We start from the raw sequence: 14,746 nt of genomic DNA, 5'->3' as shown, positions 1-14,746 counted from the left end.
GGTCGCACTCTTCCGCACACCCGTCCGCGCGCCGATCGGCGCACGGCCGCCGCGCGTTTACGTGGCCATGAGGCGCTCTTGACTCGATCATGAAGTGACATGAGCCTGGCAACGCGTTCGTCGCTGTGGCGGACCACCTCCAGGGGGGTTCATGAGACACAGAGCGAGATCGATCCTCGCTGTCGGCGCGCTGCTGCTCGGCGGAGCAAGCCTCGCGCCCATGGCCCAGGCGCAGAACGGAAGCCCGGCTGGGCCCGACCCGGGCGAGATCAGGGTCTTCCACGCCGATGTCACGCGCGAGCAGCTGCCGCTGCTCCTGGCGGCCGGGCAGGACGGCCGGGAACTCGGCGACCAGGTCACGGCGGGCGGAAAGACCGAGGTCGAGGTCTACCTCACCGCCCAACAGGCCGCCAGGCTCCGCAAGCAGGGCGTCGTCCTCACCGAACACACCCTCTCGGCCAGGGCGGAGGCGCGCACCGAGGACGCCGCGCAGGGCGTGTTCCGCCCGTACAGCGGGAAGGGCGGCCTCCAGGAGGAGATCCTCGGCATCGCGAAGGCCCATCCAGGCCTCACCAAGGTCGAGTCCATCGGCAAGACCGTCAAGGGCCAGGACATCCTCGCGCTCAGACTGACCAAGAACGCGAAGAAGTCGAAGGACGGCGCCAAACCGGCCGTGCTGTACATGTCCAACCAGCACGCCCGCGAGTGGATCACGCCGGAGATGACCCGGCGTCTGCTGCACTACTACCTGGACCACTACAGGAGCGACCGGCGCGTCAAGAAGATCGTCGACTCGACCGAGCTGTGGTTCGTGCTCTCCGCCAACCCCGACGGCTACGACTACACCTTCAAGGACTCCGGCACCCGTCTGTGGCGCAAGAACCTGCGCGACGTCAACGGCGACGGCACCATCGGCACGGGCGACGGCGTCGACCTCAACCGCAACTTCGGCTACAAGTGGGGCTACGACGACGAGGGTTCGTCCCCGAGCCCCACCAGCGAGACCTACCGCGGAGCGAGCCCCGAGTCCGAGCCCGAGACCAGGGCGCTCGACGGCTTCGAGAAGCGCGTCGGCTTCAGTTACGCCATCAACTACCACTCCGCCGCGGAACTCCTCCTCTACGGCGTCGGCTGGCAGGTGGCCACCCCGACCCCGGACGACGTGCTCTACAAGGCGCTCGCCGGTACCCCCGACAACCCGGCCGTCCCGGGCTACCGTTCGCAGCTCTCCTCGGAGCTGTACACCACCAACGGGGAAGCGGACGGGCACGCGTCGAACGTCAACGGGATGGCGATGTTCACCCCCGAGATGTCGACCTGCGAGACCGCCTCGGGCATCGACCCGGACGACGCCTGGAAGCCGGAGGACTGCCAGTCGGTGTTCAACTTCCCCGACGACGAGAAGCTGATCCGGCAGGAGTTCGAGAAGAACGTCCCGTTCGCGCTCTCCGTCGCCGAGACCGCCGTACACCCGGACAGGCCGGTCTCCTCCGTCGGGCTGAGCGCCGCCGACTTCACACCGGCCGCGTTCTCCACCTCGTACTCCCGGGGCGCGGACCAGGAGGTCTCCGTCGTCGTCCGCAAGGCGATCCGGGACAAGGAGCTCAAGTACCGCGTCAACGGCGGCCGCACGCGCGACCAGGCGCTCAGGCGCTGGAAGGGCGGACAGACCTACGGCGGTGAGGACGACCTCCACTTCGACGAGTACCGGGCCAAGGTGCGGGACGGAGTGCCGGGCGACAGGGTCGAGGTGTGGTTCACCGGCGAGACGGCGAGCGGCAGGAAGGTCAGCGGCGGCCGCTTCACCTACACGGTCGCCGAGCGGCCGGCGGCCGACACCCTCGTCGTCGCCGAGGAGGGCACGGCCGCCGCGCAGGCGAGGACGTACGTGGACGCGTTGAAGGCGGCCGGGCACCGGGCGACCGTGTGGGACGTCGCCACCCGGGGCGTACCGGACGCGCTCGGCGTCCTGAAGCACTTCCGGACGGTCGTCCACTACTCCGGCACCCAGGGCCCGGGCAATCCCACCCAGCTGCAGCTGCGCTCGTACCTCAACGAGGGCGGCAGGCTGATCGAGGCGGGCGAACTGGCCGGCGGCAGCGTCGACCTCGGCGACGGCACCCTGTCGAACGACTTCAGCCAGTACTACCTGGGTGCCTACAGCCGCACGTCGACGAAGGGCGCCACCGGACTGACCGGGTCCGGCGCGTTGGACGGCTTCGTCGGGGCCCTCGGCGACGCGCCCGGCAACCCGCTGGACAAGGCCGGTACCTACGGGGTCACCTCCGAGGAACTTCCGGTGTCCACCCATCCGCAGTTCGCCAGCGCGGGCGCGGGCCGGTTCGCCGGGACCGTGAACCCCTACGGGCCGTACTCGGGCTCCGGCATGGCCGCCGCGGTGCACACCGACGACGCCTACAAGCGACTGACCCGCACCGTCGACCTCACCGGGGTACCCGCCGCCGACAAGCCGGCCCTGCGCGCGCGGCTGCTGTGGGACACCGAACCCGGTTACGACCACGCGGTGGTGGAGGCGCACACCGTGGGCGGCGACGACTGGACGACCCTGCCGGAGGTCTCGGGCGCCACGAGAACGGCCGTGCCCGCCGAGTGCGGCGCCGGATTCCTGATCGGTGAGCACCCCTGGCTCAGGCACTATCTGACCCTTGCGGGCAACACCTGCATCGCGACCGGGTCCACCGGCTCCTGGAACAGCCTCACCGGCAGCTCCTCCGGCTGGCAGCAGGTGGGCTTCGACCTCAGCGCCTACGCGGGCAAACGGGTCGAGATCTCGGTCGGCTACATCACCGACCCGGGCAGCGGCGGTCACGGCGTCCTCGTCGACGACGCCTCGCTGGTCGTCGCCGGTACGGCGCGGGAGACCGAGGGGTTCGAGACGTCCCTGGGCGCGTGGAAGGCGGCCGGGCCGCCCGAGGGCAGCCCGGCGGTGCTGAAGGACTGGACGCGCACCGGCACCCTTTTCCAGACCTATGGAGCGGTCACCACCGACGACACGGTGCTGCTCGGTTTCGGTCTCGAACAGGTGCCGTCGGCGGCGGACCGGGCGGCCCTGTTGCGGAAGGCGTACGCATCGCTCGACAGGTGAGCGCGACCCCGTCTCAACGGTGCATGGAAGGGGTAGTCGACAGGTGAGCCGACCCGCTCACGAACGAGTGACAAGGGCGTCAACCAGGGGCGGCATTCCGTAACAAATACGGGTGAAGCCACTGTCGATCCTTGGTGGTCCGTACCCCTACTGGCGGGTACGGACCGCCTGCCCTCTATGCGGCATCTCAATGTCACTCCGGGGGCATCGGAGAGGTAGGGTCGGTGGTGGTCGGGGACATCCCAAATACAGCTCGCCGGCACCGCGTGGCCGGCGTACCAACGAGGAGATCGGTTCGTGACGATCCGCGTAGGCATCAACGGCTTCGGCCGTATCGGCCGTAACTACTTCCGCGCGCTGCTGGAGCAGGGTGCAGACATCGAGGTTGTGGCTGTCAACGACCTGGGTGACACGGCGACCACCGCCCACCTGCTGAAGTACGACACGATCCTGGGCCGCCTCAAGCAGGACGTGTCCCACACCGCCGACACCATCACCGTCGACGGCCACACCATCAAGGTGCTCTCCGAGCGCAACCCGGCCGAGATCCCCTGGGGCGATCTGGGCGTCGACATCGTCATCGAGTCGACCGGCATCTTCACCAAGAAGGAAGACGCCGCCAAGCACATCGCGGGCGGCGCCAAGAAGGTCCTCATCTCGGCTCCGGCCAAGGACGAGGACATCACCATCGTCATGGGCGTCAACCAGGACCAGTACGACCCGGCGAAGCACCACGTCATCTCCAACGCCTCCTGCACCACCAACTGTGTGGCCCCGATGGCGAAGGTCCTCGACGAGAACTTCGGCATCGTCAAGGGTCTGATGACCACGGTGCACGCGTACACGAACGACCAGCGCATCCTGGACTTCCCGCACAAGGACCTGCGCCGCGCCCGTGCCGCCGCCGAGAACATCATCCCGACCACCACCGGTGCCGCCAAGGCCACCGCCCTGGTCCTGCCGCAGCTCAAGGGCAAGCTGGACGGCATCGCGATGCGCGTCCCGGTCCCGACCGGCTCGGCCACCGACCTGGTCGTGACGCTCCAGCGCGAGGTCACCAAGGACGAGGTCAACGCCGCGTTCAAGAAGGCCTCCGAGGACGGCGACCTCAAGGGCTACCTGTCCTACACCGAGGACGAGATCGTCTCCTCGGACATCGTCGGCGACCCGGCCTCCTGCACCTTCGACTCCTCCCTGACCATGGTCCAGGAGGGCAACTCGGTGAAGATCCTCGGCTGGTACGACAACGAGTGGGGCTACTCCAACCGCCTCGTCGACCTCACGGTCTTCGTCGGCCACCAGCTCTGATCACCGAAGCAGGACCTTGAAGCGAGAGCAGGGCTCGGGCAGCGCACCGTCGCGCTGTCCGGGCCCTGCTCTCGCGTGCGGACCACGCCCTTTTACGATCAGGTGCACCACGAGCCCTTCTTTGGAGTCCACCCCATGAAGACGATCGACGAACTTCTCGCCGACGGCGTGAGCGGCAAGCGGGTCTTCGTCCGCGCCGACCTCAACGTGCCGCTGGCCGACGGGACGATCACCGACGACGGCCGTATCCGCGCCGTCCTGCCCACGGTCAAGGCCCTCGCGGACGCGGGCGCCAAGGTGATCGTCGCCTCGCACGTGGGCCGCCCCAAGGGTGCCCCGGACCCCGCCTTCTCGCTGCTGCCCGCCGCCGAGCGCCTCGGTGAACTGCTCGGCGCGCCGGTCGCCTTCGCCCAGGACACCGTGGGCCCCGCCGCCCACGACGCCGTCGACGGCCTGGAGCCCGGCCAGGTCGCGGTCATCGAGAACCTGCGCTTCAACCCCGGCGAGACCGCCAAGGACGACACCGAGCGCGGCGAGTTCGCCGACCGGCTCGCCGCCCTCGCCGACGTCTACGTCGGCGACGGCTTCGGCGCCGTGCACCGCAAGCACGCCTCCGTCTACGACCTGCCGAAGAGGCTGCCGCACTACGCCGGCTACCTCATCGCCACCGAGGTCGGCGTCCTGCGGAAGCTCACCGACGACGTCAAGCGCCCCTACGTCGTCGCCCTCGGCGGCGCCAAGGTCTCCGACAAGCTCGCCGTCATCGACCAGCTGCTCGGCAAGGCCGACCGCCTCCTCATCGGCGGCGGCATGGCCTATACCTTCCTCAAGGCCAAGGGCTACGAGGTCGGCATCTCCCTCCTACAGGAGGACCAGGTGCCGGTCGTCACCGAGTACATGCAGCGCGCCGAGAAGAACGGCGTGGAGCTGCTGCTCCCCGTCGACGTCGTGGTCGCCCGGGAGTTCCCGGACCTGAAGGCCAAGGCGCCGACCGAGCACACCGTGGTCGACGCGGACAAGATCCCCGCCGACCAGGAGGGCCTGGACATCGGCCCGAAGACCCGAGAGCTGTACGCCTCGAAGCTCACCGACGCCGAGACCGTCTTCTGGAACGGTCCCATGGGCGTCTTCGAGCACCCCGACTACGCCGAGGGCACCAAGGCGGTCGCCCAGGCACTCGTCGACTCCGACGGCTTCACCGTCGTCGGCGGCGGAGACTCCGCCGCGGCCGTGCGTACGCTCGGCTTCGACGAGAACGCATTCGGCCACATCTCGACCGGTGGCGGCGCCTCCCTCGAATACCTCGAGGGCAAGACGCTCCCCGGCCTCGCCGCACTGGAGGACTGACCTCAATGAGCACGCGCACGCCGCTGATGGCGGGCAACTGGAAGATGAACCTCAACCATCTCGAGGCCATCGCGCACGTCCAGAAGCTCGCCTTCGCCCTGGCCGACAAGGACTACGAGGCCGTCGAGGTCGCCGTCCTGCCGCCCTTCACCGACCTGCGCTCCGTGCAGACCCTGGTCGACGGCGACAAGCTGAAGATCAAGTACGGCGCCCAGGACGTCTCGCAGCACGACTCCGGCGCCTACACCGGCGAGATCTCCGGGGCGATGCTGGCCAAGCTGAAGTGCACGTTCGTGGCCGTCGGCCACTCCGAGCGGCGCCAGTACCACCACGAGACCGACGAGATCGTCAACGCCAAGGTCAAGGCCGCCTACAAGCACGGCCTGACCCCCATCCTGTGCGTCGGCGAGGAACTGGACGTCCGTGAGGCGGGCAACCACGTCGACCACACCCTCGCCCAGGTCGAGGGCGGTCTGAAGGACCTGCCGGCCGAGCAGGCCGAGTCCATCGTTATCGCCTACGAGCCGGTGTGGGCCATCGGCACCGGCAAGGTCTGCGGCGCCGAGGACGCGCAGGAGGTCTGCGCCGCCATCCGCGCCAAGCTCGCCGAGCTGTACTCGCCGGAGCTGGCCGACACCGTCCGTATCCAGTACGGCGGCTCGGTCAAGTCGGGCAACGTCGCCGAGATCATGGCGCAGGCCGACATCGACGGCGCGCTGATCGGCGGTGCCTCCCTGGACGCGGACGAGTTCGTCAAGATCGTGCGTTTCCGCGATCAGTAGAACGGACTGTGAGTAGGCGGTAGCGACGATACGTCGTACTCTTGCGGGGGCACTGCCGTGGTGCCGTGCCCCCGTCGTCCATCCGTATCCGAGGAAGTTGGTCCAGCCGTGGTTTTGGGGTTCTCGATCGCCCTGATCGTCTTCAGCCTGCTGATGATGCTGCTGGTGCTGATGCACAAGGGCAAGGGCGGCGGCCTCTCCGACATGTTCGGCGGCGGCATGCAGTCCTCCGTCGGCGGTTCCTCGGTCGCCGAGCGCAACCTCGACCGGATCACCATCGTGGTCGGTCTGCTCTGGTTCGCTTGTGTCATCGTGCTCAGCCTGCTGATGAAGTCGAACAGCTGACGACGAAGGCGAACAGCCGGCACGAACAGCACGTACGGTACGTACTTTCCGTATGGAACGCCCCATGTTCGGTACGCGCCCCGAAGCGCGGCCTATCATGGGGCTTGCGTCTAGGTGTGGGGGCTGTAACTCCAACCACTGGACGCGCGTTGGGCCTTACGTAGACTGAGGCGCTCGCGGCGAAGCGGAACGCCGACTCGCTTCGCGGCACCATCACGCAGGGAGTTACGACCGTGGCAAGTGGCAACGCGATCCGAGGAAGTCGGGTCGGGGCGGGGCCGATGGGCGAGGCCGAGCGCGGCGAGTCCGCGCCGCGTCTGCGCATCTCCTTCTGGTGCTCCAACGGGCACGAGACGCAGCCGAGCTTCGCCAGCGACGCTCAGGTCCCCGACACCTGGGACTGCCCGCGCTGCGGCTTCCCGGCCGGCCAGGACCGGGACAACCCGCCGGACCCGCCGCGCACCGAGCCGTACAAGACGCACCTCGCGTACGTACGGGAGCGCCGCAGCGACGCGGACGGCGAGGCGATCCTCGCCGAGGCGCTCGCCAAACTGCGGGGCGAGATCTAGGACTTCTCACCGGCCAGGTGCCCACGGGCGCCTGGCCGGAGCCGTTCCCGCCCGCACGACCGCCCCGTTGTCAGTGGCACCCTCTACGGTTTTCGTAACGCGAGAACCGCGAGGGGGAGTTGTGGCGGCGGTGGAGACGGCGAACAGGGGTGCGCCCGCGTGGCGCGGGGGCCTGGGCCGGCTGTGGCCCCTGCTCATCGCCTCGGTGCCCGCCTGTCGTCATCCGCCCTGGATCGTCTTCGGCCTGCTCGGCAGGGCCGTCGCCGACCGGGCCGACCAGCGGCGGGCGATGTGGACGGTGGCCGCGATGCGCGGAGCGCTCGTCACCGGCCTCGCGGCCGTCCCTTCCGGACCATGGCCGTCGCCGGGGCGCCCCTGGGTGCGCTGCCGGGCGGCGCCCCGGCCACCGCCTGGGGACTGAACGCCCGCGTATTGCTCGCCGCCGCCTCGCCGTCCCGTCGCTGATCGCCCTGAGACCCGCGCTCGTCGCCCTGAGACTCTCGCGCGAGGCGGACGTATTCGTTGCCGCGCCGGACGGCGATGTCACGACGGCCTGTCGCCAGGGGTGATCAATTAGGTTGGACGCACCGGGACAGGCACGAAAGAAGGCTGAAGTCGATATGAACGCAGACGGCCGTACCAGGCTCAACCAGAGGCCCGAATGGACCGCTCTCGCCAAGCACCGGGAGGAGTGGGGCGACACCCATCTGAGGGACCTGTTCGCCGCCGACCCGCAGCGCGGCGACGCATACACGCTCCGGGTCGGCGACCTGTACGTCGACTACTCCAAGCACCTGGTCACCGACGAGACCCTGACCCTGCTGCGCGAACTGGCGGTCGCGACCGGTGTGTTCGAGCTGCGGGACGCCATGTTCCGCGGTGAGAGGATCAACGTCACCGAGGACCGGGCGGTGCTGCACACCGCGCTGCGCGCCCCGCGGGACGCGGTGATCGAGGTCGACGGCGAGAACGTCGTGCCGAAGGTGCACGCGGTCCTGGACAAGATGTCCTCCTTCGCCGAGCGGGTCCGCTCCGGCGAGTGGACCGGGCACACCGGCAAGCGGATCCGGAACGTCGTCAACATCGGCATCGGCGGCTCCGACCTCGGCCCCGCGATGGCCTACGAGGCGCTGCGCAGCTTCGCCGACCGCGGTCTGACGGTCCGCTTCGTCTCCAATGTGGACGGCGCCGACCTGCACGAGGCGACGCGTGACCTGGACCCGGCGGAGACGCTGTTCATCGTCGCGTCCAAGACCTTCACCACGATCGAGACGATCACCAACGCCACCTCCGCGCGGACGTGGCTGCTGGACGCGCTCGGTGACGAGTCGGCCGTGGCCAAGCACTTCGTGGCCCTGTCGACCAATGCGGAGAAGGTCGCCGACTTCGGTATCGACCCGGACAACATGTTCGAGTTCTGGGACTGGGTCGGCGGCCGGTACTCCTTCGACTCCGCGATCGGCCTCTCCCTGATGATCGCGATCGGGCCGGACCGGTTCCGGGAGATGCTGGCCGGGTTCCATCTCGTCGACGAGCACTTCCGCACCGCTCCCGCCGAGGACAACGTTCCGCTGCTGCTGGGTCTGCTGGGCATCTGGTACGACAACTTCCACGACGCCCAGTCGCACGCCGTCCTGCCCTACAGCCACTACCTGTCCAGGTTCACCGCCTACCTCCAGCAGCTGGACATGGAGTCCAACGGCAAGTCGGTGCAGCGCGACGGCCGGCCGGTCGACTGGCAGACCGGACCCGTCGTGTGGGGCACGCCCGGCACCAACGGGCAGCACGCCTACTACCAGCTGATCCACCAGGGCACCAAGCTGATCCCGGCGGACTTCATCGGCTTCGCCCGGCCCGTGGCCGAGCTGAGCGGTGAACTCAAGGCGCAGCACGACCTGTTGATGGCGAACTTCTTCGCCCAGACGCAGGCCCTCGCCTTCGGCAAGACCGCCGAGGAGGTCCGCGCGGAGGGCGTGCCGGACGAACTCGTCCCGCACAAGACCTTCCAGGGCAACCGGCCGACGACGACCATCCTGGCCAAGGAGCTGACCCCGTCCGTGCTCGGCCAGCTGATCGCCCTGTACGAGCACAAGGTGTTCACGCAGGGCGCGGTGTGGAACATCGACTCCTTCGACCAGTGGGGCGTGGAGCTCGGCAAGGTCCTCGCCAAGCGGGTCGAGCCTGCCCTCACCGAGGGAGCGGAGGTGCCCGGTCTGGACCCGTCGACGAAGTCACTGGTAGCCGAGTACCGGCGACTGCGCGGCCGCGGCTGATCCGCCCGGGGCAGGCCGCCAGGCCCTCGCGGAACCTCCCCCTGCGCGCTCGCCTCGCGTATCCCTTATCGTTCGTTCCGCTGATCAAGGGGAGGACATACGCATGACGCGCAGGGGGTGGGCCGCGGCGGTCACGGCCGCCGTGGTGGGGCTGTCGGTGGCGGGCTGTGGCGGGCACCGGTCGTCGGACGCGGGGGACGGCCGGCCCGAACCCACGGCCACGGCGACGGCCCGGCCGGCCTACACCGGTCTGTCGCACGTGCCCGAACGGCTGGGGAACGACGGGACGACCATCATGGTCGGAGACCCCGCCGCCCCCCTGACCGTGCGCCTGTACGAGGACCCGCGCTGCCCGGTGTGCAAGCAGTTCGAGACCACCGGCGGCGCACCGACGCTGCGCGCGGCGACCATCCGGCGTGAGGCGAAGACCGAGTACACCCTCGCCTCCTTCCTGGACGACCGGCTGGGCGGCTCCGGTTCGAAGAAGGCGGTCAACGCGCTGCGGGCCGCGCTGGACGCCGGCAAGTTCGCCGAGTACCACGACGTGCTCTACGCCCACCAGTCCGCCGAGAGCGTCGACGGATTCACCGACGCCGCGCTGCTGAAGCTGGCGGGAAGGGTTCCCGGGCTGCGGGGACCTGCCTTCGACGCCGCCGTGAAGACCATGAAGTACCGCACATTCGTGGCGAACGCCGAGGACGCCTACGAGCGCGCGAAGGTTCCCGGCACACCCACCGCCGAGATCGACGAGGTACGCATCCCGTCCCAGTACAACGGCCTGCTCTTCAGCGGCAAGGCCTTCGGCAACCTGCTGACGGAGATCCGCAAAGACCCCGACTCATGGCGGGACTCGTCCGCGTGAGAGCCGTAGAGCCACAGAGCCACAGAGCCTGAGAGCCGCAGAGCCTGAGGGCCGGAAGCCGCTTGCCGGAAGCCGGAGGGCCGAAGGCGGGTCAGGGACGCCGCCGCCCTCGGGCCACCGCCGCCCTCGGGCCACCGCCGCCCTCGGGCCACCGCCCCGGGCTCAGGCCACCGCGCTCAGCGTGTCCGCGAGGCGTCCGCGTGCCGCGCGGGCCGCGGGCAGGGCGGCCAGTCCCGCCGCTCCCAGCACCGCGGCGGCGCCCAGCAGGAGCAGCAGCCCGGGGGAGGGGGATCGCGCGATCCCGGCGCCGATGCCGCTGGAGCTGCCCTGGGCGTCGATCAGCCGGTGGGCCAGCGGAAGCCCCAGCGCCGTAGCGGCCAGGGCCGCGGCCAGGGCCGTACAGCTCATCGACGTGACGGTGATCGCGGTGATCTGGCGCGGGGTCATGCCGATCGCCCGCAGTGCCAGGACATCGCGCGCGCCCTCGCGGACGCTGCCCCCGATCGCGGTGAGCAGTTCGACCAGTCCGATGAGGCCCAGGACGGCGATCAGCCCGGCGACCACCGCCCGCAGTTGCGACAGCCCGTCGGCGGGGTTCGTCAGCGGGCGCACGTCCAGGCGCCCCCGGCCGGCCGAGGTGAGCGAGGCGGCCACCTTGTCCGGGTCGGCGCCGGGCCGCAGCCGCAGCTCGTAGAAGGCGGGGGACAGACCGGGGTCGTTCTCGCGGAGGGTGTCCAGGGAGGTCGTCACCACCCGGCCGGCGTTGCGCGGTTCGATACCGCGGCCGACGATGTGCAGGATCTGCGGTCGGTCGCCCACCGTCATCCGCACCCAGTCGCCGACTCGTGCGTGCAGCAGGTCCAGCAGGCCCTGGCCGGCCACCGCCTCGTCCGGACCGCGCGGGGCGCGGCCGTCGGCGAGGGCGTAGGGGTAGGGCTCGTCCCGGGTGCCGATGCCGCGCAGGGCGATGGTCCCGGTCTGGCCCGGGACCAGGGCGGCCACCTCGACGCCGGGATAGGCGGCGGCGATCCGGGAGTCATGTGAGGGCAGGGTTCGCAGGCCGGGCGGGTCCGCGGCGCCGTCCGCGCGGACCGTGAGCGCGGTCGGCAGGCCCACCCGTTCGGGGTCGCTGTGGAAGCGGTCGATCGTGGTCCACGCGCTCAGCGCCACCACGATCAGCACCAGCGGCAGGGTCAGCCGGGCCACGCTCGCCAATGACCGGCCGCGTCCGGTGAAGGCCCGGTGGCAGCCGAGGACCAGCGCGGCGGGCAACCGCAGCCCCAGCGCCTCCCGGGCCAGACCGGTCAGGCGCCCGCCGGCGGGGGCCGAGGGGCGCGGCACCGGAACCGGTGGCACCCGCCCCGCCCGCCAGGCCGCGAGGCCTGTGGTCAGACCGATGAACAGCACCGCGCCGACAGGCACCAGGCACAACGCCAGGGTGTGCCCGGGCAGTCCCTGCCACACCCCCACGGCGTCCCCGAGCCGGCCGGGCACCCGGCGGCCGAGGGACTCGGTGAGCGCGGCCGCCGCCACGGAGCCCAGCAGGGCGTACGCCAGATGCTGGAGCAGGAAGACCCGCACCACCTGGCCCGGCGTGAACCCGATCGCCTTGAGCACCGACAGGTCTCGCAGATGTCCGCGGATCCGCGTGGCGATCGCCCCGTGCACCGCGAACCCGGCGGCGATCAGCGCGCCCAGCCCGAAGAGTCCGAGCACCTGGCCCAGCAGCCGGTTGTCGCCCTGTGCCGCGGAGCGCGCCTGCTGCCAGGTGGAGACCTCGTCGACCGCGCCCGCGCCCAGCACGGTGACGGCACGCTGGACCGCGTAGTCCGTGTCGGCGGGATCGTCCAGTCGCAGCCCGATGACCTGGCCGCCGGGGGCGCGTACGGCGGAGGGCAGCGCCCACACCAGGCCCGGCTGTTCACCCGGGCTGTAGTGGGGTTCGGCGCTGTCGGCGATGCCCTCGACGGTGAGGGAGCGGGCGGTACCGGGCAGCGTCAGGGTGTCTCCGGGCTCGGCCAGCAGGGCCCGGGCCAGGCCGCTCTCCAGCACCACGCCGTCCGGCTCGGCCGGATCCAGCCAGTGTCCGGTGGTCAGCAGGGGGCGGCCCACGGAGGGCAGACGCGGGGTGCCGCGCAGCTCCACCGAGGCGCGGGAGCCGCGTGAGGAGACGGTGGCGGACTCGGTGCGGTAGGGGCCGGCGACGGAGGTGACACCGGCCAGCCGGCCCAGCTCGCGGGCGTCCGCGGACGGGCCGGTGTGGATCCACACGTGGGCGCCGCGCGCCTGGGTGAACACCCGCTGCCAGGGGTTGGTGGCGTAACCGAACAGGGCGGTGGCCAGCAGCAGCGAGGCGACGATGCCGGCCGTGGCCAGCACCAGGAACAGCGCCTCGCCCCGGTGCGTGCGCAGATCGGAGTGCGCCCAGCGCAGGGTGGCCCGCACGCCCCTCAGCCCCTCGCCCCGGCGTACACCGAGATGTTCGTCCCGCGCGGTGCCGCGAACTCCGTCTCGCGCGGTGCCGCGAACCTCGTCTCGCGCGGTGCCCCGAACCCCGTCCCGGCCCGTGCCGCGAGCTTCGTCTGGGCCCGTGCCGCAGACCTCGTCCCGGCCCGTCCCACGAACCCCGTCCCGCGCGGTCCCGCGAACCCCGTCCCAGCCCGAGCCGCGAACCCCGTCCCAGCCCGAGCCGCGAACCTCACCCCGGCCCGTGCTACGAACCTCACCTCGGCCCGTGCCACGAACCTCACCCCGGCCCGTGCCACGAACCTCACCCCGGCCCCTGCCGCGAACCTCGTCGCTCGCGCTTTCTGCGGCGGCGCCATCATCAGTCCCTCAGCTCCAGCACACCGGAGATGCCTCCGCGGCGCGGCGGCGTGCCGTCCAGGGCGGCGTCGTCGGCTATGCGGCCGTCGAAGAAGCTGATCACCCGGTCCGCGGCGCTCGCCAGCCGGGCGTCATGGGTGACCAGGACGATGCTCTGTCCGCGCGCGTGGAAGCGGGACAGCAGGCGCGTCACCTCGCGGGTGCCCTTGCTGTCGAGACTGCCGGCGGGCTCGTCGGCGAGCAGCAGCGGCGGATGGTTGACCAGGGCACGGGCCAGCGCGACCCGCTGCTGTTCGCCCCCGGACAGTTCGCCGGGCATGCTGCGTTCCTTGCCCTGCAGGCCCAGCTCGGCGAGGAGGGCCTCGCGTTCGGCGCGGGCCTTCCTCGGCGGCACCCCGGCCAGCAGGGCGGGCAGCTCGACGTTGTCGGCGACGGACAGGTCCGAGACCAGGTTGAAGAACTGGAAGACGATCCCGATGGCCTTGCGGCGCTCCACCGCCCAGCGCGCCTCGCTGAAGGAGTCCGTGCACCGCCCGTCCAGCCAGACGCTGCCCTCGTCCGGCCGTTGCAGTCCGCCGAGCAGATGCAGCAGCGTCGACTTGCCGGCGCCGGACGGGCCGGTGATCGCGACGAACTCGCCCCGCGTGACGCTGAGGTCGACCCCGCGCACGGCATGCGCGGGCGCGCCCTCGCCGTGGTGGGTCTTCACCAGGCCTTGGGCGCGCAGCAGGGGAGCGGCAGAGCCGTCGGTCATTCCAGCTCCTCCATTTCCTCCTGGCACCGCTCCAGCCAGTCGAGGTCGGCCTGCAGGTGCAGCATCGCGCCCTCGATGAGCAGGTGGGCGATCCGGTTGTCGCGGTTCTCGGCCGCGGCGAGCTTGGACAGGTTGCGCATGGTGTTGAGGTACTGGCGCCGCTGCTTGTTGATGAGGGCGATCTGGTCGGCGAGACCGGTCTGCGGGGCGAGGGCGAGCTTCATGAAGAACTCGTCCCGTACCCGCGGCTCGTCCTCGGTCTCCTCGAACCAGGCGAGCAGCGCCTCGCGCCCGGCGTCGGTGAGGTGGTAGACCTTTTTGTTGGGTCGGCTGGACTGCTCGATGTCCTCGCCCTCGATCAGTCCCGACTTCTCGAGGCGGCCGAGGGTGACGTAGATCTGGCCGACGTTCGGCTGAGGGTACGCGGAGCCCAGCAGTTGCTCAAGGTCCTGTTTCAGCTCGTAGCCGTGGGCCGGGCCGCGGGCCAGGAGTGCCAGGAGGGGCAGGCGCACTCGTGCTCTCCTCCTGTCTGCTCAATGTGCTCCAGGCCCTAGTATCGCCCATACCTAACAGG

At 70.5% G+C, this 14,746-nt stretch carries 11 protein-coding genes and 1 pseudogene; 9 read left to right on the top strand and 3 right to left on the bottom strand.

All coding sequences use genetic code 11. From position 1 onward, the window contains the following. The first annotated feature begins 151 nt into the window (after positions 1-151). The 9 genes and pseudogenes from ACIBA9_RS12990 to ACIBA9_RS12950 all read left to right on the top strand — a co-directional run bounded on the left by ACIBA9_RS12990 (position 152) and on the right by ACIBA9_RS12950 (position 10,592). Complete coding sequence (locus tag ACIBA9_RS12990) at positions 152-3,106, top strand: M14 family zinc carboxypeptidase (RefSeq protein WP_399362376.1); 2,955 nt, start codon at positions 152-154, stop codon at positions 3,104-3,106. Positions 3,107-3,403: 297 nt separating this feature from the next. Continuing rightward, a complete protein-coding gene (gene gap / locus ACIBA9_RS12985; protein ID WP_393900308.1) occupies positions 3,404-4,414 on the top strand; it encodes a type I glyceraldehyde-3-phosphate dehydrogenase in 1,011 nt (336 codons plus the stop codon). A 135-nt stretch (positions 4,415-4,549) separates the two neighbouring features. Beyond that, positions 4,550-5,761 (top strand): phosphoglycerate kinase, encoded by a 1,212-nt coding sequence (locus tag ACIBA9_RS12980; RefSeq protein ID WP_399362374.1) that lies wholly within the window; start codon positions 4,550-4,552, stop codon positions 5,759-5,761. A 5-nt stretch (positions 5,762-5,766) separates the two neighbouring features. Then, positions 5,767-6,543: a triose-phosphate isomerase gene (tpiA, locus tag ACIBA9_RS12975; RefSeq protein WP_399362372.1), complete on the top strand. Its 777-nt coding sequence runs from the start codon at positions 5,767-5,769 to the stop codon at positions 6,541-6,543. A gap of 108 nt (positions 6,544-6,651) precedes the next feature. Next, complete coding sequence (secG, locus tag ACIBA9_RS12970) at positions 6,652-6,888, top strand: preprotein translocase subunit SecG (RefSeq protein ID WP_362153563.1); 237 nt, start codon at positions 6,652-6,654, stop codon at positions 6,886-6,888. 233 nt (positions 6,889-7,121) lie between these two features. Then, on the top strand, positions 7,122-7,457 hold the full coding sequence (locus tag ACIBA9_RS12965) for an RNA polymerase-binding protein RbpA (protein ID WP_003957010.1): 336 nt from the start codon (positions 7,122-7,124) through the stop codon (positions 7,455-7,457). Positions 7,458-7,578: 121 nt separating this feature from the next. Further along, positions 7,579-7,794: pseudogene (locus ACIBA9_RS12960) on the top strand (MFS transporter); the annotation flags it as partial. A gap of 283 nt (positions 7,795-8,077) precedes the next feature. Next, positions 8,078-9,730, top strand: a complete 1,653-nt coding sequence (gene pgi / locus ACIBA9_RS12955) for a glucose-6-phosphate isomerase (RefSeq protein ID WP_399362370.1) — start codon at positions 8,078-8,080, stop codon at positions 9,728-9,730. A gap of 103 nt (positions 9,731-9,833) precedes the next feature. After that, entirely contained in the window at positions 9,834-10,592 is a 759-nt protein-coding gene (locus ACIBA9_RS12950; RefSeq protein WP_399362368.1) for a DsbA family protein, read from the top strand. A gap of 162 nt (positions 10,593-10,754) precedes the next feature. Here ACIBA9_RS12950 and ACIBA9_RS12945 read toward each other — a convergent pair whose 3' ends face one another. The 3 genes from ACIBA9_RS12945 to ACIBA9_RS12935 all read right to left on the bottom strand — a co-directional run bounded on the left by ACIBA9_RS12945 (position 10,755) and on the right by ACIBA9_RS12935 (position 14,684). Beyond that, positions 10,755-13,037 (bottom strand): ABC transporter permease, encoded by a 2,283-nt coding sequence (locus tag ACIBA9_RS12945; protein ID WP_399362366.1) that lies wholly within the window; start codon positions 13,035-13,037, stop codon positions 10,755-10,757. 382 nt (positions 13,038-13,419) lie between these two features. Next, entirely contained in the window at positions 13,420-14,172 is a 753-nt protein-coding gene (locus ACIBA9_RS12940) for an ABC transporter ATP-binding protein (RefSeq protein ID WP_362162217.1), read from the bottom strand. Further along, positions 14,169-14,684, bottom strand: a complete 516-nt coding sequence (locus ACIBA9_RS12935) for a PadR family transcriptional regulator (RefSeq protein ID WP_362162214.1) — start codon at positions 14,682-14,684, stop codon at positions 14,169-14,171. Before ACIBA9_RS12935 ends, ACIBA9_RS12940 begins: the two co-directional genes overlap by 4 nt. Positions 14,685-14,746: the final 62 nt, after the last annotated feature.

Source organism: Streptomyces sp. NPDC051452 (genome assembly GCF_044454765.1).
GTDB lineage: Bacteria > Actinomycetota > Actinomycetes > Streptomycetales > Streptomycetaceae > Streptomyces.
The sequence above is the reverse complement of the archived record's forward strand: the minus strand, read 5'-3'. Positions and strand labels throughout refer to the sequence as shown.